20 protein-coding genes and 1 pseudogene are annotated in these 23,405 nt (G+C 70.7%); 4 read left to right on the top strand and 17 right to left on the bottom strand.

What is annotated here, in order from left to right:
* Positions 1–128: 128 nt before the first annotated feature.
* The 11 genes and pseudogenes from B1L07_04760 to B1L07_04710 all read right to left on the bottom strand — a co-directional run bounded on the left by B1L07_04760 (position 129) and on the right by B1L07_04710 (position 11,904).
* The gene (locus tag B1L07_04760; GenBank protein ID AUZ54531.1) at positions 129–1,205 is read right to left on the bottom strand and encodes a protein TolA; all 1,077 of its coding nucleotides are present in this window, start codon (positions 1,203–1,205) and stop codon (positions 129–131) included.
* Positions 1,195–1,623, bottom strand: a complete 429-nt coding sequence (locus B1L07_04755; GenBank protein AUZ54530.1) for a protein TolR — start codon at positions 1,621–1,623, stop codon at positions 1,195–1,197. Before B1L07_04755 ends, B1L07_04760 begins: the two co-directional genes overlap by 11 nt.
* A gap of 37 nt (positions 1,624–1,660) precedes the next feature.
* The gene (locus B1L07_04750) at positions 1,661–2,437 is read right to left on the bottom strand and encodes a protein TolQ (protein AUZ54529.1); all 777 of its coding nucleotides are present in this window, start codon (positions 2,435–2,437) and stop codon (positions 1,661–1,663) included.
* Positions 2,438–2,447: 10 nt separating this feature from the next.
* The gene (locus B1L07_04745; protein AUZ54528.1) at positions 2,448–2,876 is read right to left on the bottom strand and encodes a tol-pal system-associated acyl-CoA thioesterase; all 429 of its coding nucleotides are present in this window, start codon (positions 2,874–2,876) and stop codon (positions 2,448–2,450) included.
* Positions 2,869–3,908: pseudogene (locus B1L07_04740) on the bottom strand (Holliday junction branch migration DNA helicase RuvB). The gene B1L07_04745 and the pseudogene B1L07_04740 overlap by 8 nt, the downstream one beginning before the upstream one ends.
* Before the next feature lie 135 nt (positions 3,909–4,043).
* The gene (locus B1L07_04735) at positions 4,044–5,960 is read right to left on the bottom strand and encodes a potassium transporter Kup (protein ID AUZ54527.1); all 1,917 of its coding nucleotides are present in this window, start codon (positions 5,958–5,960) and stop codon (positions 4,044–4,046) included.
* 37 nt (positions 5,961–5,997) lie between these two features.
* The gene (locus tag B1L07_04730) at positions 5,998–6,585 is read right to left on the bottom strand and encodes a Holliday junction branch migration protein RuvA (GenBank protein ID AUZ54526.1); all 588 of its coding nucleotides are present in this window, start codon (positions 6,583–6,585) and stop codon (positions 5,998–6,000) included.
* A gap of 73 nt (positions 6,586–6,658) precedes the next feature.
* Complete coding sequence (locus tag B1L07_04725) at positions 6,659–7,180, bottom strand: crossover junction endodeoxyribonuclease RuvC (GenBank protein AUZ54525.1); 522 nt, start codon at positions 7,178–7,180, stop codon at positions 6,659–6,661.
* A 78-nt stretch (positions 7,181–7,258) separates the two neighbouring features.
* The gene (locus B1L07_04720) at positions 7,259–8,005 is read right to left on the bottom strand and encodes a transcriptional regulator (GenBank protein AUZ54524.1); all 747 of its coding nucleotides are present in this window, start codon (positions 8,003–8,005) and stop codon (positions 7,259–7,261) included.
* Positions 8,006–8,071: 66 nt separating this feature from the next.
* Entirely contained in the window at positions 8,072–8,722 is a 651-nt protein-coding gene (locus tag B1L07_04715; GenBank protein AUZ54523.1) for a cobalamin adenosyltransferase, read from the bottom strand.
* Between the two features lie 101 nt (positions 8,723–8,823).
* A complete protein-coding gene (locus B1L07_04710; GenBank protein ID AUZ54522.1) occupies positions 8,824–11,904 on the bottom strand; it encodes a hypothetical protein in 3,081 nt (1,026 codons plus the stop codon).
* A 193-nt stretch (positions 11,905–12,097) separates the two neighbouring features.
* Here B1L07_04710 and B1L07_04705 point away from each other — a divergent pair, with 193 nt between their 5' ends.
* Both B1L07_04705 and B1L07_04700 read left to right on the top strand, forming a co-directional pair.
* Positions 12,098–12,592 (top strand): hypothetical protein, encoded by a 495-nt coding sequence (locus B1L07_04705; protein AUZ56456.1) that lies wholly within the window; start codon positions 12,098–12,100, stop codon positions 12,590–12,592.
* Complete coding sequence (locus B1L07_04700; GenBank protein AUZ54521.1) at positions 12,589–13,596, top strand: hypothetical protein; 1,008 nt, start codon at positions 12,589–12,591, stop codon at positions 13,594–13,596. The genes B1L07_04705 and B1L07_04700 overlap by 4 nt, the downstream gene beginning before the upstream one ends.
* Positions 13,597–13,616: 20 nt before the next feature.
* On the opposite strand, the gene B1L07_04695 is transcribed toward B1L07_04700, so the two are convergent.
* Together B1L07_04695 and B1L07_04690 are read right to left on the bottom strand one after the other, a co-directional pair.
* A complete protein-coding gene (locus B1L07_04695) occupies positions 13,617–14,141 on the bottom strand; it encodes a GNAT family N-acetyltransferase (GenBank protein ID AUZ54520.1) in 525 nt (174 codons plus the stop codon).
* A 7-nt stretch (positions 14,142–14,148) separates the two neighbouring features.
* A complete protein-coding gene (locus B1L07_04690) occupies positions 14,149–15,906 on the bottom strand; it encodes an aspartate--tRNA ligase (GenBank protein ID AUZ54519.1) in 1,758 nt (585 codons plus the stop codon).
* 158 nt (positions 15,907–16,064) lie between these two features.
* On the opposite strand from B1L07_04690, the gene B1L07_04685 reads away from it, so the two are divergent.
* Positions 16,065–17,042: a hypothetical protein gene (locus tag B1L07_04685; GenBank protein AUZ54518.1), complete on the top strand. Its 978-nt coding sequence runs from the start codon at positions 16,065–16,067 to the stop codon at positions 17,040–17,042.
* A gap of 33 nt (positions 17,043–17,075) precedes the next feature.
* On the opposite strand, the gene B1L07_04680 is transcribed toward B1L07_04685, so the two are convergent.
* The 3 genes from B1L07_04680 to B1L07_04670 form a co-directional block, all read right to left on the bottom strand.
* Positions 17,076–17,717 carry a hypothetical protein gene (locus B1L07_04680; protein AUZ54517.1) on the bottom strand — a complete coding sequence of 214 codons (642 nt, stop codon included), beginning with the start codon at positions 17,715–17,717 and terminating at the stop codon, positions 17,076–17,078.
* Positions 17,718–18,028: 311 nt separating this feature from the next.
* On the bottom strand, positions 18,029–19,276 hold the full coding sequence (locus B1L07_04675) for a sodium:proton antiporter (protein AUZ54516.1): 1,248 nt from the start codon (positions 19,274–19,276) through the stop codon (positions 18,029–18,031).
* 70 nt (positions 19,277–19,346) lie between these two features.
* Positions 19,347–20,237 carry a class A beta-lactamase gene (locus B1L07_04670; GenBank protein ID AUZ54515.1) on the bottom strand — a complete coding sequence of 297 codons (891 nt, stop codon included), beginning with the start codon at positions 20,235–20,237 and terminating at the stop codon, positions 19,347–19,349.
* 166 nt (positions 20,238–20,403) lie between these two features.
* On the opposite strand from B1L07_04670, the gene B1L07_04665 reads away from it, so the two are divergent.
* Positions 20,404–21,273, top strand: coding sequence for a LysR family transcriptional regulator (locus B1L07_04665; GenBank protein AUZ54514.1), 870 nt, complete (start codon positions 20,404–20,406; stop codon positions 21,271–21,273).
* Between the two features lie 28 nt (positions 21,274–21,301).
* On the opposite strand, the gene B1L07_04660 is transcribed toward B1L07_04665, so the two are convergent.
* Positions 21,302–23,179 (bottom strand): ABC transporter ATP-binding protein, encoded by a 1,878-nt coding sequence (locus tag B1L07_04660; GenBank protein AUZ54513.1) that lies wholly within the window; start codon positions 23,177–23,179, stop codon positions 21,302–21,304.
* Between the last annotated feature and the right edge of the window lie 226 nt (positions 23,180–23,405).

Below are 23,405 nucleotides of genomic sequence, written 5' to 3'. Positions count from 1 at the left end.
GGGGAAAGGGATAGCAGCAGGCGGATGAACATTTTCGCAATCGTGAACGAAAATCCCGTGAAATCCATCCCCGTCGATGGGCAAGCGCGCCGCCAAGGGTGCCGGGGGCCGCGTGAAGCCCCCGCGATTCAGCGGTCCTGCGCCTCGAACGTGAAGTTCAGCGTGCGCTGGAACACCGACTCGAAACCGCGGTACGGCAGCGGCTGGGCACGCAGCACCGCGGCCTCCACCGAACGCCGGCCGGCGTCGTCATAGGGGCAACCGGCGGCGAACTGCACATCGACCACCTCGCCGCCGGGCAGCTGGCGGATGGTCAGCCGGCAGCGCTGGCCGCGCGGGATCGTGTCCGGGCGCACCCACTGGTTGAGCACCGCCTGCTGGATCGCCGCGGCGTACTTGGCGGTCAGGTCGGTGCTGGTGCCGCCCTGCCCCGGCGACGCCTGCGGCGTGCCGCTGGCCGGCGAGGCGCTGGACGCGGCCGCCTGCGCACGGGCGCGGGCATCAGCCACCTGGCGCTGGCGCTGCTCGGCGAGCTTGAGTTCGCGCTCGGCCTGCTCGCGCTTGCGGCGGATCTCGGCGATCTTCTGCTGGCGCTCCTGCTCGGCCTTGGCCTCGTTGGCCTTGCGCTGTTCCTCGGCCAGTTTCTTCTGGCGGTCGGCTTCTTCCTGCTGTTTGGCCAGCCGCAGCTTCTGCTCGGCCTCCTCCACGCGCTTGCGCTCGGTCAGGTCGATCTGCTCCTGGCGGCGCTTGGCTTCCTGCTCCTGGCGGGCCTTCTCCTGGGAGATGGCCAGCGCGCTGACCCGCTCCTGGTCGACGGTGTCCGGCTGCGCGATGCGCTCCTGGGCATTGTGCTGCTGCGGGGTGGGCGCGTCCTGCGGCCGCGGCTCGGGGATCGGCTGCGGCGGCGGGACGGTGTCTTCCGGGACCGGCTGGGGCTGCGCGTCCGGCGCCGGCTCGGGCGGCGGCGGCAGTTTCTCCGACGCGCGCAGGGCGCTGCGCGCGGCCGCGGCTTCGGCCGCCGACAGCTGCAGGCTGGCCTCCACCACCGGGTCGCCGGCGGCGGCCTCGGTGCTGCGCGACGGCGACCACACCCAGGCGATGATGAACACCAGCGCGACCAGCACGTGCACCAGCAACGCCAGTACGACGGGCATGCCCCATTCGTTGCCGGGGTCGCGCGGCGGCGGCAGAGCGTCAGCGTGCATCGGTCGCCAGGCCCACCTTCTCGATCTTCGCCGCCTTGATCACGTCCATCGCCGCGACGACCTTCTCATAGGCCACCGCGCGGTCGGCGGCGACGATCACGCGCAGGCCCTTGTCCTGCGCGGCCATCGCGCCGAGCTGCGCCTGCAGCGTGGCCGCGTCGATGCGCTCGGGGCTCTTGGCATCGGGCAGCTTCAGGCTGAGCTGGCCATCGTCCAGCACCGAGACGATGACCGGGTCCTGCTTGCCTTCCAGCACCTTGGCGTTGGAGGTGGGCAGGTCGACCTCGAAACTGAGCGTCAACAGCGGCGCGGTCACCATGAAGATGATCAGCAGCACCAGCATCACGTCGATGTACGGCACGACGTTGATCTCGGATTTGAGCTTGCGGCGCTTGCGCCGGGAAATGCCGGAAATCATGGGCGGTTCCTGTGCGGGCTGGTGCGCGTGGCGCGCATCATTCGTCGGCGCCGGACTGGCGCTGCAGGATCGAGCTGAACTCCTCGGCGAAGGTCTCGTAGCGCACCGACAGCCGTTCCACGCGGGTGGTGAAGCGGTTGTAGGCCCAGGTCGCCGGGATCGCCACGAACAGGCCGATGGCGGTGGCGAACAGCGCCTCGGAAATGCCCGGCGCGACCGAGGCGATGCCGGCCTGCTCGCCGCTGCTGATCATGTCGTGCATGGTCACCATGATGCCGAACACGGTACCGACCAGGCCCACGTAGGGGGCGTTGGAGCCGATATTGGCCAGCAGCTCGAGATTGCGCTCCAGGCCGTCGACCTCGCGGGCGAAGGTGGTGCGCATGGCGCGCTGGGTGCCTTCCAGCTGGGTACGGCTGTCCAGCCCGCGGCGGCCGTTCAGGCGGCTGTACTCGCGGAAGCCGGACTCGAAGATCGCCTCCAGCCCGTCCACCGAGCGGTTGCGGTCGGCGGCCGCGGCATACAGCTTGGCCAGGTCGGCGCCGGACCAGAACCGGTTCTCGAAGTCGTCGGCGGCGCGGTCGGCGGCCTTGAACACGCGCGCCTTGCGGAAAATGATCACCCAGCTGATGAACGAGCCGGCCAGCAGCAGCAGCACGATCAGCTTGACCGGGATGCTGGCCTTGAGCATCAGGTCCAGGTAGTTGATGCCGCCATGGCTGGCGCCGGCCACGGTCTGCGCCGCGGCGGCGCTGACATCCGCCGGCAGCGCCTCGGTCACGGTGGCCTGCAGGGCCAGAAGCAAAGCGATCATCCGATGTTCCTCAGTCTTGCGCGTGTTGGGTTTCGAATTGTTTGAGCGTGGCGTACAGCGTGTCGTCCATGGCCTGCGGGCGGAAATCGCGGGCGCCGACCGCGGCCAGCCGCACCTGCGCGGTCACCAGCGGCTGGCCGTCGCGCAGCACCGCCTGGCGCATCACCAGGCTGGCGCGGCGGCACTGCAGCAGTTCCACCGTGGTTTCCAGTGCGTCGTCCAGCCGCGCCGGCCTGAGGAAATCCAGGGCCATCGCGCGGACCACGAACACCTGCCCGTCGCCGCTGCGCATGGCTTCCTGGCCATAGCCCATCGCCCGCATCCACTCGGTGCGCGCACGTTCCATGAAGGCCACGTAGCGCGCGTGGTAGACCACGCCGCCGGCGTCGGTATCTTCCCAGTAGATGCGTGTCGGCCAACTGAACCGGGACTCACTCATGGTCCGGCTGCTCCACGAACAGGTCGGCCGGCGCCGTGCGCGGTTTCAGGCCCATGTGCCGGTAGGCCTTGTGGGTGGCCATGCGGCCGCGCGCGGTACGCACCAGGAAGCCCTGCTGGATCAGGTAGGGCTCGACCACGTCCTCGAGCGTGCCGCGTTCCTCGGACAGCGCCGCGGCCAGCGATTCGATGCCGACCGGGCCACCGTCGAAGTACTCCACGAGGGTGCGCAGCAGGCGCCGGTCCAGCTCGTCGAAACCTTCCGGGTCGACCTTGAGCATCTGCATTGCCGCCTGCGCCACGGCCTGGTCGATATGGCCGCCGGCCTTGACCTGGGCATAGTCGCGCACGCGCCGCAGCAGCCGGTTGGCGATACGCGGGGTGCCGCGCGAGCGGCGCGCGATCTCGCCGGCGCCCTCGGCGCTGCAGTCGATGCCGAGGATCGTCGCCGAGCGGCGCACGATGCGGGTCAGCTCATCGGCCGAGTAGAACTCCAGCCGCTGCACGATGCCGAAGCGGTCGCGCAGCGGCGCGGTCAGCAGGCCGGCACGGGTGGTGGCGCCGATCAGGGTGAACGGCGGCAGGTCGAGCTTGATCGAGCGCGCGGCCGGGCCCTCGCCGATCATGATGTCGATCTGGAAGTCCTCCATCGCCGGGTACAGCACTTCCTCGACCACCGGCGACAGGCGGTGGATCTCGTCCACGAACAGCACGTCGTACGGCTGCAGGTTGGTCAGCAGCGCGGCCAGGTCGCCGCCCTTCTCGATCACCGGGCCGGACGTCACCCGCAGCCCCACCCCCAGCTCGTTGGCGATCACGTGGCTCAGGGTGGTCTTGCCCAGCCCCGGGGGCCGAAGATCAGCACGTGGTCCAGCGCCTCGCGGCGCGACTTGGCCGCCTGGATGTAGATGTCCAGCTGTTCGCGCACCGGCGCCTGGCCGAGGTAGTCGGCCAGGCGGCGCGGGCGGATGCTGGCGTCGGCGGCGTCGTCCTCGCGGGTGGCGCCGGCGGCGATGATGCGGTTGTCGGTCATGGGGACCAGGGGCCGGAGGCCGGAGGCCGGGAAAAGGCGGACAAGCGTTCGGGCATGTTCATCAACGGCGATTGTAGGCACAAGCGGCCAGGACTGCCCGTGTTTTCCGGGCCCTGGCCGCAGGCCGCGCGCCCATCAGATCTCCACCTGCGCGCCCAGTTCCACCAGCCGGTTGCCGGGGATGCGGAAGAAGTTGCTGGCCGGGGCGGCGTTGCGGTGCATGAAGGCGAACAGCTTGTCGCGCCATACCGGCATGCCGCGGTTGGCGGTGGCGACGATGGTCTCGCGGCTGGCGAAGAAGGTCGTGTCCATCGGGTCGAAGTAGACCCCGCCGTGGTCGCACGAGCGCATCAGCGCCAACGGCACGTCCGGTGTCTCCATGAAGCCGAAACGGACCTGGATGCGGTAGAACTCGTCGCCGACCGGCTCGATCTTCAGCCGCTGGCCGGCCGCCGCGTACGGCACCGGCAGGGTCTCCACGTGCAGGAACACGTTGCGCTCGTGCAGCACCTTGTTGTGCTTGAGGTTGTGCATCAGCGCGTGCGGCACCACGCTCGGGTCGGCGGTCAGGAACACCGCCGTGCCCGGCACCCGAATCGGCGGCGCCAGCATCAGCCCGGGCAGGAAGCTGTCGATGCGGATGCCGTCCTTGCGTACCTCGTCGCGCAGCAGTTCGCGGCCGCGGCGCCAGGTGCGCATCATGGTGAACAGCGCGATGCCCAGCACCACCGGGAACCAGGCGCCCTGCATCAGCTTGGCGCCATTGGCGACGACGAAGCCCAGGTCGATGACGAAGAACACCGCGCACAGCGCGACGATGCCATGGCGCGCGCGCGGCCACAGGGTGCGCGCCACCAGCGCCAGCAGCAGGGTGTCGATCAGCATCGTCCCGGAGACCGAGATGCCGTAGGCCACGGCCAGGTTGCTGGAGCTGCGGAACGCCAGCACCAGCCCGAACACCATCAGCGCCAGCCCCCAGTTGATGCCGGGAATGTAGATCTGGCCGATGGTGTCGTGCGAGGTATGCAGGATGCGCATGCGCGGGATGTAACCCAGCTGCATGGCTTGGCGCGCGACCGAGAACGCGCCGGTGATCACCGACTGGCTGGCGATCACCGCGGCCATGGTCGCCAGGATGATCATCGGGTACAGCGCCCACTCCGGCACCGCCTCGAAGAACGGGTTGGCCACCGCGTCCGGCCGCTGCAGCACCAGCGCGCCCTGCCCCAGGTAGTTCAGCATCAGGCACGGCAGCACGAAGAAATACCAGGCGTGACGGATCGGCGGCGCGCCGAAGTGGCCCATGTCCGCGTACAGCGCCTCGCCACCGGTCACCGCCAGCACCACCGCGCCGAGGATGAACACGCCGTGCCAGCCGTGCTCCAGGAAGAAGCGCACCGCCCACCACGGATTGAACGCCTTGAGCACTTCGGGCGCGGCGATCACGTTCCAGATGCCGACCGCGGCCAGCGCCAGGAACCAGGTCAGCATCACCGGGCCGAACACCTTGCCCACCTTCTCGGTGCCGAAGCGCTGCGCGGCGAACAGGATGGCCAGCACCACAAGGGCGATCGGCACCACGAACCGGCCGAGCCCCGGCGCGGCCACCTCCAGGCCCTCGACCGCGCCCAGCACCGAGATCGCCGGGGTGATCACGCCGTCGCCGAAGAACAGCGACGCACCGAAGATGCCGAGGATGCCGACCACGTAGGCCGAGCGCGAGCCGTTGCGCAGGGTGCGCTGGGCCAGCGCCATCAGCGCCATGATGCCGCCCTCGCCATCGTTGTCGGCGCGCATGATGATGGTCACGTACTTGAGCGTGACCACCATGATCAGCGCCCAAAACGCCAGCGACAGCACGCCCAGCACGGTGTCGTGGTCGCTGGTGAGCCCGTAGTGCGGCGAGAACGCCTCCTTGAGCGTGTACAGCGGGCTGGTGCCGATGTCGCCGAACACGACGCCGATGGCGCCGACGATCAGCGCCAGGCCGGCGGCGGTGCCGGGCTTGCCGGGGTGGCCCGGGGTGGCGGGCTGGGAAGCAGCGTGGGACATGGTGGTTTCGGTCGCCCGGTAATGAAGGGGAGTGGGGTCAGCGCAGCGCCGATTGCAGCGCCTTGCGGATCACCATGGCGACATCGTCGCCGTCGGTTGCCGCGTCGCGCGCCATCTTCGCCGCCTCGGCCGGCTTGTAGCCCAGCTGCTGCAGGGCCACGGTCGCCTCGGACACCGGGTCGGTGGCCAGCGGCCCGGCCACCGGCGCACCGCCACCGGCAAAGTCGGCGGCCTTGTCGCGCAGTTCCACGATCATGCGCTCGGCGGTCTTCTTGCCGATGCCGGGAATGCGGGTCAGCGCGGTGATGTCTCCGGCCTGGATCAGCCGGCCGAACTCATCCACGCTGGCACCGGACAGCACCGCCAGCGCGATCTTCGCGCCGATGCCGGTGACCTTCTGCACGTCGCGGAACAGGCGCCGCTCGCCCTCGCGCAGGAAGCCGTACAGCGACACGCTGTCCTCCTTCTGCGCGTAGTGGGTGAACAGCACCACCTCGCGGCCGATGTCGGGCAGGTCGTAGAAGGTGCTCATCGGCGCCTCCAGCTCATAGCCGACGCCGCCCACGTCGATCACCAGCCACGGCGGGGCCTTGTGCGCCAGGATGCCACGCAGGCGACCGATCACGGCAACGCCCTCCGCGAACCCGGGGCCAGGGGCCGGAGCCCGCGGCATGCACCAGCATGGCCAACAAAAACGGTCATTTGCGACTCCAGGCAGAGCGCACGTCCACGCCCAGCCGTCCGGCCGTGGCGCGCACGTGCGCATGGGTGATGGCCACGGCCAGCGCGTCGGCGGCGTCGGCCTGCAACCTGCCCTGCAGGCCCAGCATCAACCCCACCATGTGCTGCACCTGCTGTTTCTCGGCACCGCCGCGGCCCACCACCGCCAGCTTGATCTCGGTGGCAGCGTACTCGCTGACCGGCAGGTCGCGCAGCACCACCGCGCACAGCGCCGCGCCGCGCGCCTGGCCGAGCTTGAGCGCCGAATCGGCGTTCTTGGCCATGAACACCCTTTCGATGGCCACTTCCTGTGGCCGGTACTCGTCGATCAGCGCATGCACCCCGTGCACCAGCCGCTTCAGGCGCTGGGCGAAATCGGCCGCGCCCAGCAGTACCAGCGGCTGGTGGTGGACATGGCGCGCGCGGCCGCCGGCATCGATTTCGATGATGCCGATGCCGGTGCGCTGCGAGCCGGGGTCGATGCCGAGGATGCGGGTCATTGCCATGGCGGCCGGAAGGAGGAAACGGCGGCCATCTTCGCCGGCCGCCGTCTCACGTGACGGGACGCGGGCGCGCCGTCAGGCCCGCTCCAGCCCGGCCTGGTCGACGTTGGAGTACACGTCCTGCACGTCGTCCAGGTCCTCGAGCATGTCCAGCAGCTTCTTCACCTGCAGCGCGGTATCGCCGGCCACGGCGATGTCGTTGTCGGCGCGGAAGGTGATCTCGGCGTGGTCGGGCGCCAGCCCGGCCGCCTCCATCGCCGCCTTCACCTGCTGGAAATTCTCCGGCGCGGTGACCACGTCGATCGAGCCGTCGTCCGGATACACGACGATATCGTCGGCGCCAGCGTCGATGGCCGCCTCGGTGATGCGGCTTTCAAACGCGGCTGCATCGCCGGCGTCCGGCGCGTAGGTCAGCACGCCCAGGCGCTTGAACATGAACGCCACCGAGCCTTCGGTGCCCATGTTGCCGCCGCACTTGGAAAACGCATGGCGCACGTCGGCCACGGTGCGGACGCGGTTGTCGGTGAGGCAGTCGACGATGACTGCCACGCCGCCCGGGGCGTAGCCCTCGTAGCGTACTTCCTCGTACTCGACGCCTTCCAGCTCGCCGGTGGCCTTCTTGATGGCGCGTTCGATCACGTCCTTGGACATGTTCGCGGCCAGGCCCTTGTCCATGGCCACGCGCAGCCGCGGGTTGTTGTTGGGGTCGCCTCCACCGCCGCGCGCGGCCACGCCGATCTCGCGGATGATCTTGGTGAAAATCTTGCCGCGCTTCGCGTCCGACGCGTTCTTGCGGGCTTCGATGGAGGGACCTCTACCCATGGGGATCTACCGTACATCTGTAGGGAACAAGAGGCGGATTCTACCCGATCCCCGCAGGCCGCCCCGTCAGGCCGCCCGCTGCCCGGCGGCCGCGCCGAAGCGCCCATGGCGCAGGAACGTGGCGACCAGCGCCGCCACCCGCGGCGACAACACCAGCCCGCTGTGGCTCGCCGCCACCACGCAGTGGTCGGCCAGGCCCGGCAGGCGGGTTTCGGCCAGCGCCACGGTGCCGTCGGAATCGCCGTGCAGCGCGCCCATCAGCGCCCCCAGCCCATGCGGCACGCTGCCGGCCACCAGCCCGACCTGTGCCCGCCCGTGCCAGGCCGGCAGGCCGTGCTGCAACAGGCCGCCGCTGCGTCCCAGCGCCACCGCCCAGCCATGCCCGGCCAGCGCACGCGCGGTTTCGCTGCCACACAGCGGCGAGCCCACGCAGACCACCCGCGGCACGTCCAGTTCGGGTGCCTGGCGCAGCGCTTCGAGCGCGACCAGCCCGCCGAGGCTGTGGCCGACCAGCGACACCGGGCCCTGCCCGCGCAACCGCTCGATCAGCGACGGCACCGCCACGTCGGGCCCGCCGAACACGCTGGGATAGCCGAACACGCCGACCTGGAACCCGCGCGCGCGCAGCCGCCAGGCCAGCGGCCCCACCCACGCCCGCGCGTTCCAGATGCCGTGCAGCACGATCACGCGGGACTTGTCTGCGGACACGGTACTCATGCCGCCAGTGTCCCGCATCGCTGCGGCGGACGTCATCACCCAGCATCGACGCATGGTGCGCGGAACACCCCGGCACGGGGCGCTCCGCGCACGGCGGCGCCTCAGTGCAGCCGGTACTCGAACTGCACCGCCACCTCCCGGCCCACCGGGCTGTAGACCTCGTAGAAGTACGGGAAGCTGCTGTTGGTCTCGTCGTGCGGGTGCAGGCTGTTGAACACGTTGTTGACGTACAGCTTCAGCGCCGCCTTGTCGGTGATCTGCCGGCCGACGTTGGCATTCCACAGGAAGTGCACGCCGGTGCGCCCGACCCCGCCGTACTTGGGCAGGCTGCCGTAGCGGGTACCGAACACGCCGGCCGACCAGTCGCCCAGCCGCCAGTCCACGCCGGTGGTGATGCGGCTCCGGAAATCCAGGTTGTCCGGGTCGTCGCGCCAGTCCTCCTGGACCGGGTCGGTGGCCTGCACCTGACGTTCGGATGCCAGCGTGTGCGACCAGTTCAGGCGCAGGTTGTAGCGCCCCAGCCGCGCCGTCTGCAGGCGCCAGTTGACCCCGGCGTCGATGCCGGCCACGCGCCGGTACGACTGGTTGATCGGCAGCGAGCGGATCTCGGTGACGCGGCCGATCGCCTGGCCCTCCTCCGGGGTGCGCGTGACCAGGCTGGTGATCAGCTGGCAGTAGCCCGAGTCGGCCGCGAAGTCGAAGGGCTGGCCGTTGAGCTTGCGCCCGGTGCGGCAACCGGCCTCGCCCTCGAGGATGGCGGCGTTGGAAAGACGCTCGAGCGCGCCGTTCAACTCGATGTTCCAGTAGTCGGCGTTGACCGACAGGCCGTCGGCGATGTCCCACACGAAACCGGCGCTCCACGACTTGCCGGTTTCCTCCTCCAGGGCCGGATCACCGCGGGTGACCGAGAACATGGAATAGCTGTAGCCCGAGCACCCCGGGTTGGCGCCGCCGGCGATGCAGCGCCACGGATCGACGCTGTTGCCGTAACTGCCGCTGCCCTCGCTGAACACCCAGTGCATGTCCGGCGCCTTGAAGCTGGTGGCGTGGCTGGCGCGCACCAGCAACGCGTCGAACGGGCGCCACTCCAGCCCGGCGTTCCAGGTCTTGGCGTCGTTGACGTCGGTGATGTCGTCGTACTTGTCGAAGCGGCCCGCCAGGCTCGCCTTCAGCGTGTCCACGATGGGGATGCTGAACTCGACGCCGGCGGCGTAGCGGTCGCGCTCGCCGCCGCCGTTGGTCCCGGTCAGGTTGTACAGCTGCACCACGCCGGGCTGCACCCGCGGGTCGCTGTCCAGGTCGTAGCCCTGGCGGCTGGCCTCCAGCACGACCGCCATCCCCAGCGGCCCCGCCGGCAGCGGGAACAGGTCGCCGGTGAGCACGAAGCTGCCGGTGCTCACCCACGACCGGGCCTCGTAGCGGGCCAGGGTGGAAATCGAGGCATATTCGTCCGGCGTCAGCGGCCGCAGCCAGCGCTCCAGGTTCAGCTGGTGGATCGGCACGCCCTTGGACGTGGTGCCCAGTTGGGGGCCGAAGAAGAAGTCGTTGACCAGGTTGCCGACCATGCGCCGGCGGGTGCGCTCGAAGTCGTACTCGGCGCGGCTCAGGGTGGCGTCCCAGTCGAAGCGTTCGGCCAGGCGCCCGCGCAGGCCGATGGCCAGGTCCACCGAACGCTCCTTGTAGTGCTGGTTCATCTCCGCCACGCCGCCCAGATCCACCGGCGACAGATAGCGGGTCGGGGCGATCACCCCGCCGAACTGCGGATCGTAGAAGTCACCGCGGCGCCCCACACCGTCGGTGTGCGGCCCGGTGATGCTCTCGAAGCCGCCCAGCGATTCGGCCCTGGAATCCCACACCTGCAGCGACGCCCAGCCCTGCAGCGCGCTGTTGAAATCGTAGGTGCCGAACACGTAGGCGGCGGCCTCCTCCTTGCCCTTGCTCAGGTGCACGTAGCGCTCGTCGTTCCAGCTGCCGCACGCATTGCCCAGCGTCTGTACATTGCCGCCGCTGATGCGGCGGTAGGTCCAGTCGACGAACTCGCCGCCCCACTTCTGGCAGGTCCCGTCCGGCAGCGCGATCAGCGGGTTGCTGCTGCTGGTGCCACCGCGGCGGATGCGCAGCATGGAAGTCGGCTCGGGGCCGATGCGCGGGTCCGCCGCCGGGTTCCGGCGCAGGTCCCAATCGTCGCGCTGGAAGCCATAGAGCAGCTCCTGTTCGTAGTACTGCAATGCGTAGGTCACGCTCCAGTCGTCGCCGCTGCGACCACCGGTCCACTGCAGGTCGGCGCGATCGCGGCCGCCCATGGTGCTGGTACCGCCGCGCAGCTTGAAGACGTCGCCCTCGTAGCCCCGCTTGAGCACCACGTTGACCACGCCGGACACGGCATCGGCACCGTAGATGGCGGATGCGCCGCCGGCCAGCACCTCGATGCGCTCGACCGCGCCGGAGGGGATGTTGCCGAAGTTCTGGAAGTTGCTGCGGCCGCCGTAGGGAAACGGATAGTCGGCGGCACGACGGCCATCGATCAGCAACAGCGAACGCCCCGGCCCGAGGCCGCGCAGGTTGAGCGGGTGCGCGTTGGCGGAAAAGCCCCCGGACAGCTCCGTCTCCACCGCGCCGCCGGCCATGACCAGGGTTTCCAGCGCCTCGAACACGGTGGCGTGGCCTTCGTTCTCGATCTGCTGGGCCGAGATCACCATCACCGGCGAAGGGCCTTCCACCTCGGCGCGCTTGATCCGCGAGCCGGTGACCTGCACCGCCGCCAGTTCCTGGGTGTCGGCGGGCTTGGCCGCCGCGGCCGGCGGCGACGGCCGCGGCGCCGCGGCGGGTGCCGGCGCGCGCGCGAGCGTGATCACGCCCCCGCGGGTGCTGCGGTGGACCAGCCCGGTCCCGGCCAGCAACCGGTCCAGTGCCTGCTGCACGGTGTACTGGCCGCTCAGCGCCGGCGCGGTGTGGCCGCGGACCAGGTCCGGCGGCACCATGATCTGCACGCCGGCGGTTTCGGCCAGGCGGTTGAGCGCGTCGCCCAGCGGCTGGCTGGCGACGGCGAACTGGTGCGTGGCCGCCGGCTGCGCGAAGGAGGCCGGCGCCATGCCCAGCAGCGAGAGGCCCAGTGCCGTGGCCAGCGCGCTGGCGACGATGGTGCGGCCGGGGCGGTTCGACGCCCGTGCGGTATTTCTCATCTATGGTTTCCCCCAAGCGATGTCGGATGGCGGCCTGTGCCAGGCTCCCCTCTTCGCAGACGCAGCGCGATGCGCATACCTCACCCGGCCACCGCACGGTTGCGCGGGTGCGGCGCCAGCGCTTACCGTCGGCGGGTCATCCGCCCGGGGTTCCTTCGCGATGCCGCCGTTCACCGCAGACCAGGTACTGGCCATGCGCTGGGAGCCGGACCACGTCCGCCACTTCCGTCCCATGCTGCTGCGCTACTTCCGCCGCCATCTGCAGCACGATGCCGATGCCGAGGACCTGGCGCAGGAGGCGCTGATCCGCCTGGCGCGCTCGCCGACGCGGGTGGACAACGCCGAGGCCTACGTGCTGCGCATCGCCTCCAACCTGCTGCGCGACCGCTTCCGCCGCGACCGCAGCCACCACGCCGGGCAGCACGAGCCACTCGATGCCAGCGTGCACGAGCTGCCCAGTGAGGAGCCGGCCGGGTATCACGTCTACGCAGGCAGGGAGCGGCTGCAGCAGTTCCTGTCGGCGCTGGACGAACTGCCACCGCGCTGCCGCGAGGTATTCCTGCTGCAGCGCTACGAAGGCATGACCTATGCCGCCATCGCGCTGCAACTGCAGGTGAGCGTGAGCGCGGTGGAAAAACACATGATGCGCGCACTGCTGCACCTGCAGTCGCGACTGGCGGACACATGAGCAGACCGGACACTTCCGCCCACGACGGCAGCAACCTCGTGGAGCAACAGGCGACCGCCTGGTTCGTCCGCATGCGTGCCGACGACGCCAGCGAGCGCGACCGCCAGGCCTGGCAGCAATGGCTGCACGCCGACCCGGTGCACCGCACCGCGTATGGCCGCATCGAGGCGCTGTGGTCGTCGCTGGGCGAGTTCGCCACCGCACCCGAGCTTGCGGTGCGCATGCCGCGCCCGCGCATGGCCGCGCGCCGCACGCCGCGCCGGCGGCGCTGGCCGGTCGCCGCGGCGGCCGCGCTGGTGCTGGCCTGCGCCGCCGGCCTGGCGGCCCTGCTGCTGCCGCCGCGCGCTGTCGAAAGCAGCTACCGCACCGCCATCGGCGAGCGCCGTTCGCTGCAGCTCGAGGACGGCACCCGCGTGGACCTGGACGCGGACACGCGGGTGCAGGTGCGCTATGACCCGCGCGGTCGTTCGGTGCGGCTGGACGGTGGCCGCGCCTTTTTCCGCGTGGCACGCGACAGCGAACGCCCGTTCGTGGTGCAGACCGCCGCCGGCAGCGTGCGCGCACTGGGCACCCAGTTCGAGGTCTCGCGGCTCGGCGCGGCCGCCGACGTGACCCTGTACGAGGGCAGCGTCGAGTTGCGTGGAGGCGACGGCGCCGCGCACCCGGCCACGCGGCTGGGCGTGCTGGTCCCGGGACAGCGCGCGCGCATGGCCGCGCAGCGCCTGCAGGTGACGGACGCGGCGGTGGCGGCGGGCTCGGCGCCGGGCTGGCTGTCCGGGCGGCTGGTGTTCAACGACACGCCGCTGCCGGAAGCGGTGGCCGAGTTCGGCCGCTACAGCTTCAAACCGGTGCTGCTGGCCGATCCGGGACTGGCGTCCTACCGCGTCAGCGGGGTGTTCCGTGGCGAGGACGTGGAGGGTTTCATCCAGGCGCTGGGCGAGGTCTACGGCATTCCCGAACACCACACCGCCGACGGCGCGCATGTGCTCGGCAAGGCCCGCTGAGCGGGCACCGGGCTACGGAATCACACGCCGGGCGCGGGACGGCGCAGGATGAACTCGCGGTCGCGGGTGCGGCCGACCGGGAAGTCGTACTCGCCGACCTTGTCGAAGCCGTGGCGGGCGTAGAAGCGCTGCGCACCGAAGTTCTCCGACCACACCCCGATCCACAGCGTGCGCGGGCCGGCGCCCAGCAGCCATTGCTCGGCCGCCGCGAACAGCTTGCCACCCCAGCCGCCGCCCTGGTGGCCGCGGAGCACGTACAGACGCTTGAGCTCGCCATCGCCGGGACGGGCGTCGGCATGTGGCAGGCCGCAGGGGCCGGCGAAGGCGAAGCCGACCGGTTCGTCGCCCACCTCCAGCAGCCAGGCGGCGTACTCGCCCGACTGCAGCTGGCGGCGCTGCAGCTCCGGCGGATAGGCGCTGGCCAGGTAATCGGCCAGGTCCTGCGGCGGGTACAGGTGGCCGAACGTCTCCACGAAGGTACGCTCGGCCAGCGCGCACAGCACGCCGGCGTCGTCGGGCGATGCGCGACGGATGACGCCGGCCATCGGCCGCTCAGCCCTTGGCCGGCTGCGGACGCACCTGCACGTGCACTTCGGCCAGCTGCGCGTCGGCGATCGGCGACGGCGCGTCGGTCATCAGGCACTGCGCGCCGGTGGTCTTCGGGAACGGGATCACGTCGCGGATCGACTCGGTGCCGGCCATCAGCGCGGCGATGCGGTCGATGCCGAAAGCGATGCCACCGTGCGGCGGCGCGCCGTAGTTCAGCGCGTCCAGCAGGAAGCCGAACTTGGCGCGCGCTTCCTCGGCGCCGATGCCGAGCAGTTCGAACACCGCGCTCTGCATCTCCGGGCGGTGGATGCGGATCGAACCGCCGCCGATCTCGTTGCCGTTGAGCACCATGTCGTAGCCGCGCGACACCGCGGTGCGGGCATTGGCGCGCAGGTCGGCGACGTCGTCCACCGCCGGCGCGGTGAAGGGGTGATGCAGGGCGACGTAGCGCTGCTCCTCGTCATCCCATTCGAACATCGGGAAATCGGTGACCCACAGCGGGCGCCAGCCCTCGGCGACCCTGCCGAAGTCCTTGCCGGCCTTCAGCCGCAGCGCGCCCATGAAGTCGGACACCTTGTTGTAGCCACCGGCGCCGAAGAACACGATGTCGCCGTTGCCGGCGCCGACATGCTTGAGCAGCGCGGCGAAGGCGTCATCGCTGAAGAACTTCTGGATCGGCGAGCTGACCTCGCCGTTGTCGGCGAGCTTGATGTAGGCCAGGCCCTTGGCGCCGTACTTGGCGGCGTGCGCGGCGTACTCGTCGATCTGCTTGCGGCTCAGCGCTGCGCCACCGGGGATGCGCAGCGCGGCCACGCGGCCGTCGGCGTCGTTGGCCGCGGCGGTGAACACCGCGAACCCGCTGTCCTTGACCAGCGCGGCCACGTCGACCAGTTCCAGGTCGATGCGCAGGTCCGGCTTGTCCGAGCCGTAGCGGCGCATCGCCTCGGCCCAGGTCATGCGCGGGAACTGCGCGTCGAGCTCGACGGCGACCACTTCCCTGAAGATCGAACGGATCATGTCCTCGACGAAGTCCTGCACGTCGCGCTCGCGCACGAAGGCGAACTCCATGTCCAGCTGGGTGAATTCCAGCTGGCGGTCGGCGCGCAGCGCCTCGTCGCGGAAGCAGCGCGCGATCTGGTAGTAGCGGTCGAAGCCGGCCACCATCAGGATCTGCTTGAACAGCTGCGGGCTCTGCGGCAGCGCGTAAAACTCGCCCGGGTGCATGCGTGCCGGCACCAGGAAGTCGCGCGCGCCTTCCGGGGTGGCCTTGGTCAGGATCGGGGTCTCGATGTCCTGGAAGCCGCGCGCGTCCAGGTGCCGGCGCAGCGCCTGCACCAGCTTGATGCGGGTGCGCTGCATGCGCTGCATCTCCGGACGACGCAGATCCAGGTAGCGGTACTTCAGGCGGGTGTCCTCGCCCGGGTTCTCGTGGGCGTGGAACGGCAGCGGCGCGGCCTTGTTGAGCACGGTGATGCGGCTGGCGATCACTTCCACCCTGCCGGTGCGCATCTTGTCGTTGACCGCGTGGCGGGCACGCACGACGCCTTCGACCTGCAGCACGTCTTCGTAGCCCAGCGACGCGGCCACCGCGAACACCTCGGCGTTGTCGATCTCCACCGTCACCTGCACGATGCCCTCGTGGTCGCGCAGATCGATGAAGCACACACCGCCCTGGTTGCGGGCAACGTCGGTCCAGCCGGCAAGGGTCACGGTTTGGCCGATCAGGGTCTCGTCGACCAGGCCGCAGAAGTGGGTACGCATGGAAAGCTCCGCAGGGGAATACCGGCGCGGGAGGGTGCCGGCGAGCCGGCTATTTTGCGGCCGGCCGGCGAGCGGAGCAAATCCGCGCCGCAGTCACGCCCGCTTAAGCCAGACTCTTCCTATAGTTCGCCCATCCAAACCTGAACAGGGACGCCGCCATGAACCGCCCGCTGCTGCTCGCCGGACTCACCGCCCTCCTGCCGGGTGCCCTGCTCGCCCCCGGCGCCGCCGCGCAATCGCCCTATGGCAACGGCCCGGGCACCGTGGCGGCGGTGCGCTGCGAGAGCATCAACAACCGCCAGCAGGTCTGCAATACCGGCTGGCGCGACGCCATCATCGTGCGCCAGCTGTCCAGCACCCGCTGCATCGAGGGGCAGAACTGGGGCAGCCGCGACGGCACGGTGTGGGTCGGCAACGGCTGCCGCGCCGACTTCGGCCCGGGCCGCGGTGGCTGGAGCAACGGCGGCGGCAACGGCAACTGGGGCGGCAACGGCGACACCATCCGCTGCGAGAGCAACGACAACCGCCAGCGCGTGTGCAACACCGGCTGGCGCGGCGCGGTGCTGGTGCGCCAGCTGTCCAATACCCAGTGCGTGGAAGGCCGCAACTGGGGCAGCGGCAACGGCAGCGTGTGGGTCGACAATGGCTGCCGCGCCGAGTTCGCCGAAGGCCGTGGCGGCAACTGGGGTGGCGGCTGGGGCGGTGGCAATGCCGGCAACGGCCAGACCATCCGCTGCGAGAGCAACGACAACCGCCAGCGCGTGTGCCGCACCGACTGGCGCCGCGCCACGCTGGTGCGGCAGTTGTCCAAGTCGCAGTGCATCGAAGGCCACAGCTGGGGCAGCAGCAATGGCGCGGTGTGGGTCAGCGACGGCTGCCGCGCCGAGTTCGCCGAGGGCCGCGGTGGCGGCTGGGGCGGTGGCAACGGTGGCAACTGGGGCGGTTCCAACTACAGCATCGAGTGCAGCAGCGAGGACAACCGCATGCGTTCCTGCGCCTGGGAACGTCGCCAGGGCCGCCCGGTACTGATCCAGCAGCTGTCCCGGACCCAGTGCGTGGAAGGCCGCAACTGGGGCTACAACGGCAACAGCGTATGGGTGAACGGCGGCTGCCGCGCGCGCTTCGGCGCGCGCTGAGGGCCGCCATCGGATCGGAACGAAGGGCGCCGGTCAGGCGCCCTTTTCCGTGGCGGCGGCATCGGCGCCCCACGGCGGCGGCGGTGCGTCCACCGGGCGGGTGAGGTCGAACTCGACCTGGAACAGGCGCCCGTCCGGCCGCGAAAGTTCATACAGGAAGCGCCGCCCCGGCTCGATTTCCATCGCCCAGGTGTTGCGCAGCGACCCGGCCAGGCCCTCGCGCCCGAACATCGCCACGGACGCGGCGTCCACCGGGAACGCCTGCCGCCGTGCGGTACCCGGCTCACGGGTATCGCCGCCGTAGAGGGTGACCTTGTCCGGGCTGCCATCGGCATGACGATGGTCGTGCTTCAGCCGCAGGCGATCGCCGACGCGGGTCAGCACCCAGGTCCGCGACCGGTCCTCGCCGACGTGGAACGGCACCCGCAGCTCCTGCGCCGGTGCGTCGCACCCGCGCACGTGCATCACCAGGGCCTGGCCTTCGAAGGGATCGGGCGTGGCGCTTGCCGGCCGGTTGGCCACCACGCGGCCGGCGAACGCCTGCCCGCAATGCTGGGCCAGGGCCGCCAGGAACCCGGCGGCGCCGGTGTCGGCGGCGGGGGCGGCCGGCGCCGCCATCGACGCGACCGGGACGAGCAACAGCGGCAGCAGGCCTGCGGGAAAAGAGCGCTTCATGCCCCGACCCTAGCCGTTGCCTCCGGCGGCGGCAAGCCGTGGCGGTCGCCCGGCGCGGCGGCGGGGCGCGCGGCAACGTTCGGGCGGCGGCGATCCGGCGGGCCGTCGCCGGCCTGATGCCCCCTTGCGCACCATCGTCGCGGGAATCCGCAGCACCCGGGCAACCGCGTCGGCGCGTTGCCCGGACCCGACCTCTCACCCCTTCGGGTCGGGCGTACCTTCCTGTGCATGGTGTTGCCTTCGCGGGAATGGAAACCGCGGCGGGCGGGATCAGCGTCCTTCCCCGGCCAGCGGGGAACGACCATGAAACCTCACGCCTGGCCGGAAGGCGGCCGCGCGCCGTCGATCAGCACCGGCCGGTCGGCGCCTGCCGGCGGCGGCGCGGGCGGCTGCACCGCCACGTCCGCATCGTGCGCGATGTCCTTGCCCAGCGGATCCACGCTCAGCGGCGCGCGCAGCACCAGCGACGGCAGCAGCGTGTTCAACGCCGCATACAGCAGCAGCGCGCCGTACAGCACCGCCGGGGCGTCGAAGCGTTCGCGCATGATGCCGGCCAGCACCAGGGTGAAGATCAGGGTCGGCGACAACGCCAGCGACACCCGCAGGCTGGACATGAAGCTCTCGCCGAACAGCACCCGCCGCTGCAGCCAGACCACCGCGATGCGCAGCGGCAGCACCACCAGGGTGATCACCACGCCCAGCCCCAGCGCCTCGAAGCTGAGCGCGTCGCCGGGCACCTTGGTGCCGGCATTGAAGAAGTAGAACGGGACGAAGAACGAGGCGAACAGGCGCAGCGCGTGCAGGTTCTCGTGCGAGGCCAGCAGCGGCATGCGCTGCTGCAGCAGGCGCGCGACCAGCCCGGCGATGAAGGCGCCCACCAGGTAGTACACGCCCAGCGAATAGGTGATGTAGGCCGCGAGCAGGCCGACCATCACCAGCAGCGAGAACTCCGAGCCCGGCGCATGCGGCGCCACCCAGCGGCCGAGGCCGACGAACAGCAGCGGCAGGCCGACCATCATCGCCAGCAGCACCAGGCTGGACAGCGCCATGTGCGCGGGATCGCCGGCCTGCAGCACCACGAACAACGCCGCCAGCGCCAGCAGTTCGCCAGCGATCGCCTTGCTGCTCACCCAGAACCGTTCCGCCTCGTCCAGCCCCAGGCGCGCGAGCGAATCCATGATGAAGCCGGTCGATGGCGTCAGCAGCGCCAGCGCCAGCAACCCCGCCGCCTGCCACTGCAGGCCGCCGTAGCGCCAGCCCAGCCAGGCCACCCCGGCCAGGGTCAGGCTGCGGATCAGCAGGTGTACCAGCAATGGCCACATGCCGCGCCGCAGGTCCTTCAGGTCCACCTCGAGGCCGGCGAACAGGAACAGCGAGGAAATGCCCAGCGTGGCCAGCAGCCCCACCACCGGGTCGTGCGCGCCATCGCCCAGCCACAGCATCACGCCGATGCCGAACACCAGGCAGGTCAGCGGCGCCGGTACGCAGAAGCGCTGCAGTGCGCGCGGAATCACCAGCAGCGCGAAGATCAACAACAGGTAGACCAGCTCGCGGCTCATGCGCCCGGTTTCCTTTCCCCAACTGGCGCACAGGGTACACGCGGCGCCGCCGCCGGCACACCGCCCCGGCTCATCCCAGGTACGTGGTCGCCTGTTCGCCGACCCGGCGCAGGATGGCGTCGCGCCCCGCGTCGTCGAGCACGGAACCCTGCAGGAAAACGGTCAGCACCCAGGGGCTACCGCCACGCCGCGGCCACAGCACGGCGATGTCGTTGCTGGTGTCGCGGCCGTTGCTGCCGGTCTTGTCGCCCACCCGCCAGCCCGCCGGCAGCCCCGCGCGCAGGCGCGCGTCGCCGGTCTGGTTGTCGATCAGCCAATCGGCCAGTTGCTGGCGCGACGCCGCGTCCAGCGCTTGCCCGAATACGAAACGCTGCAGGTTGCCGGCCATGGCCGCCGGGCTGGTGGTGTCGCGCGGGTCGTCGGGGGCGAAGCGGTTGGCGTCGGGCTCGTAGCGTGCGGCGACGGTCACCGCGTCGCCCTGCGCGCGCAGGAACGCGGTCAACCCGGCCGGTCCGTCGACCAGCGGCAACAGCAGGTTGGCCGCGGCGTTGTCGCTGGTGGTCAGCGTCGCCCGGCACAGGTCGCGCACGCCCAGGTCCTTGTCGACATGGCGCGCGCTTACCGGCGAATGGGCGATCAGGTCCGAGGCCCGCACCGCTACCCGCCGGTCCAGCGACAGCCGGCCCTGCGCGGCCCGGTGCAGGACCGCGGCGACCAGCAGGAACTTGAAGGTGCTGCACATCGGGAAACGCTCGTCCATGCGCTGGCCGAAGCGGGCCCCGCTGGCCGGATGCCACAGGCACACGCCCAGGCGCCCGCCGCTTTCGGCCTCCAGGGCGTCGAAGCCGGGCGTCGCGGGGCGGCGCGCCACCGCGCCGGCGGTGCGGGCCAGTACGGGGCCGGCGACGATCCCGGCAAGGGCGGCGCCGGCGAGGGCGATGAACGGGCGGCGGGCGATCATGCGGTGCTCCCTGCGGGGTGGCCGCGATTATGGAAAGCCGCGCGTGTCGCCCACCAGCACGAAAAACCATCGGCAGCCATCAGTTTTATTTGTGGCGACGCCAGAAATTCCGGCCTTCCGTGCGGGAATAATGGGGCCACCCATCACCCACTTTCATGGCTCAGGCATGATCCGCCCCCAGCTGCCGCTCAACGCCCTGCGCGCCTTCGAGGCGGCCGCGCGCCACCTCAACTTCACCCGCGCGGCGCTGGAGCTGTGCGTCAGCCAGGCCGCGCTGAGCCACCAGATCCGCACCCTGGAAGACCGCCTGCAGGTCACGCTGTTCCACCGGTTGCCACGCGGGGTGGCGCTCACCGACGAGGGCGCGGCGCTGCAGCCGGTGCTCACCGAGGCGTTCGACCGCATCGCCATCGCCCTGGACCGCTTCGCCGGCGGCCGTTTCCGGGAAGTGCTCACGGTGGGCGTGGTCGGCACCTTCGCCACCGGCTGGCTGCTGCCGCGGCTGGGCGATTTCGAGGCCGCGCACCCGGATATCGAACTGCGCCTGCAGACCCACAACAACCGCATCGACCTGGCCGGCGAAGGGCTGGACCTGGCGATCCGCTTCGGCAACGGCGACTGGCAGGGCCAGGCCTGCACGCCGATCCTCGATGCGCCGTTCGCGCCGGTCTGCGCGCCCACGTTGGCGCGGCGCCTGCGACAGCCGCGCGACCTGGCGGGGGTGCCCTTGCTGCGCTCCTACCGCAACGACGAATGGCCGTGCTGGCTGCAGGCCGCGGGGGTGGCCGGGGTGGAAGCGCGCGGACCGGTGTTCGATTCCTCGCTGGCCCTGGCCAGCGCCGCCGCGGCGGGTGCCGGGGTGGCGCTGCTGCCGCTGCGCATGTTCGAGCAGGACCTGGCCGACGGGCGCCTGCTGCAGCCCTTCGCGCAGACCCTGTCGCTGGGCCGCTACTGGCTCACGCGGCTGCGCTCGCGCGAAGAACGCGAGCCACTGCGGCGCTTCCGCCAGTGGCTGCAGGCGCAGGGCCACGCATAGCGGCCGACCCGGTGGCCGACCGCAGCGCCTAGTCGAGCAGCTCCATCCACGCTGCTTCGGCCTGCTCCAGCTGCTGCGCGAGCACCTCGCGCTCGCTGCCGAGCCGGCCCATCTTCGCCGCATCGGCGTAGTTGCCCGGGTCGGCCAGCTGGCGGTCGATATCGGCCAGCGCCGCGCCCAGCTGCTCGACCTTCTTCTCGGCCGCCTCCAGCTTGTGCGGGTTGACCGGCTTCTTCGCCGGCACCGGCGGCGCGGCCACCGGCGCAGGCGCCGGTTCGGCCGGCTTTGCGCCCTTGTCGGCGCGGTCGGCCTTGCTGCGCGCGCCCTGCGCGCTGGCGCGGGTGCGCAGCCACGCGGCGTACTCGTCGAGGTCGCCGGCGAACGGCTCGACCACGCCGTCGGCCACGCGCCAGAAGGTGTCGCAGACCAGCCCGATCAGGTGGCGGTCGTGCGAGACCATGACGATGGCGCCCTCGAACACGCTCAGCGCCTCGGCCAGCGCCTCGCGCATTTCCAGGTCCAGGTGGTTGGTCGGCTCGTCGAGCAGCAGCACGTTGGGCTGCTGCCAGGCGATCAGCGCCAGCGCCAGGCGCGCGCGCTCGCCGCCGGAGAAACCGTCCACCGGCTCGAACGCGCGGTCGCCGGGGAAGTTCCACTTGCCGAGGAAGTCGCGGAAGTTCTGGTTGACGCCGTCCGGGTCGATCTCGCGGAAGTGGTCCATCGGCGTGGCGCCCTCGCGCAGCGACTCCACCGTGTGCTGGGCGAAGTAGCCGATCTTCATGTCCGGGTGCGCGCTGCGCTCGCCGGCCAGCGGCGGCAGGTCGCCCACCAGGGTCTTGACCAGGGTGGTCTTGCCGGCGCCGTTCGGGCCGAGCAGGCCCACGCGCTGGCCCGCCTCCAGGCCGAAGCCGACATCCTTCAGGATCACCGCGTCCTGGCCGTAGCCGGCCGCGACGTGGTTCAGACGGATCAGCGAGAACGGCAGCTTGGCCGGCTCGGAGAACTCGATGCGGAATTCGCGCTCGGCGCGCACCGCCTCGGTACCGGTCATCTTGGCCAGGCGCTTCATGCGGCTCTGCGCCTGGGTGGCCTTGCTGGCCTGTGCCTTGAAGCGGTCGATGAAGCTCTGCAGGTGGGCGCGCTCGGCCTGTTCCTTTTCGTGCGCGATCTGCTGCTGGCGCAGGTGCTCGGCGCGCTGGCGCTCGAAATCGGTGTAACCGCCGGTGTACAGCCGCGCGCTGCCGCCGTGCAGGTGCAGGGTGTGGGTGGCGACGTTGTCGAGGAATTCGCGGTCGTGCGAGATCAGCAGCAGCGTGCCCGGGTACTTGAGCAGCCACTGTTCCAGCCAGTACACCGCGTCCAGGTCGAGGTGGTTGGTGGGTTCGTCGAGCAGCAGCAGGTCGCTGGGCATCATCAGCGCGCGCGCCAGGTTCAGGCGCGCGCGCCAGCCGCCGGAGAACGCCGCCACCGGGCGGGCGTGGGTCTCGGCCGGGAAGCCCAGGCCGTGCAGCAACCTGCCGGCGCGCGCCTCGGCGTCGTACGCGCCCAGCTCGGCCATCTTCTGGTGCGCATCGGCGACCGCTTCCCAGTCCTCGCGCGCGGTCGCCGCGGCTTCCTCGGCCAGTACCGCGGCCACCACGTCGTCGCCGCCGAGCACGAAGTCGATGGCGCGGTCGGGCAGCGCCGGGGTTTCCTGGGCCACGTCGGCGATGCGGATCTTGCCCGGCAGCGACACGTCCCCCTTGTCGGCTTCCAGCTCGCCGCGCACCGCGGCGAACAGGCTGGACTTGCCAGCGCCGTTGCGCCCCACCACGCCCACGCGGTAGCCGGCATGCAGGGTGAGGTCGACGTTGGACAACAGCAGGCGCTCGCCCCGGCGCAGGGCGAAATTACGAAGGGAAATCATGAGGGGGTCCGTTATAACGAAACGGAATGTGCACCTAAGCAACATTCCTGCGACGCGATTCTAGCGTTAACGAATACTTGACTGACGCTTCCCGCGCACGGATCACCCCGCGGGTCGCCCTCCCCCGCCACCGCCCGCGCCGCGCATCCCGGTCGAAATGCTTTCAAAAGCAACGATATAGGCAGACACCGCGGCATTTGACACAACGTAAAAATTCCATTAACCC

This window comes from Stenotrophomonas acidaminiphila (genome assembly GCA_002951995.1).
Taxonomy (GTDB): Bacteria; Pseudomonadota; Gammaproteobacteria; order Xanthomonadales; family Xanthomonadaceae; genus Stenotrophomonas; species Stenotrophomonas acidaminiphila_A.
The sequence above is the reverse complement of the archived record's forward strand: the minus strand, read 5'-3'. Positions and strand labels throughout refer to the sequence as shown.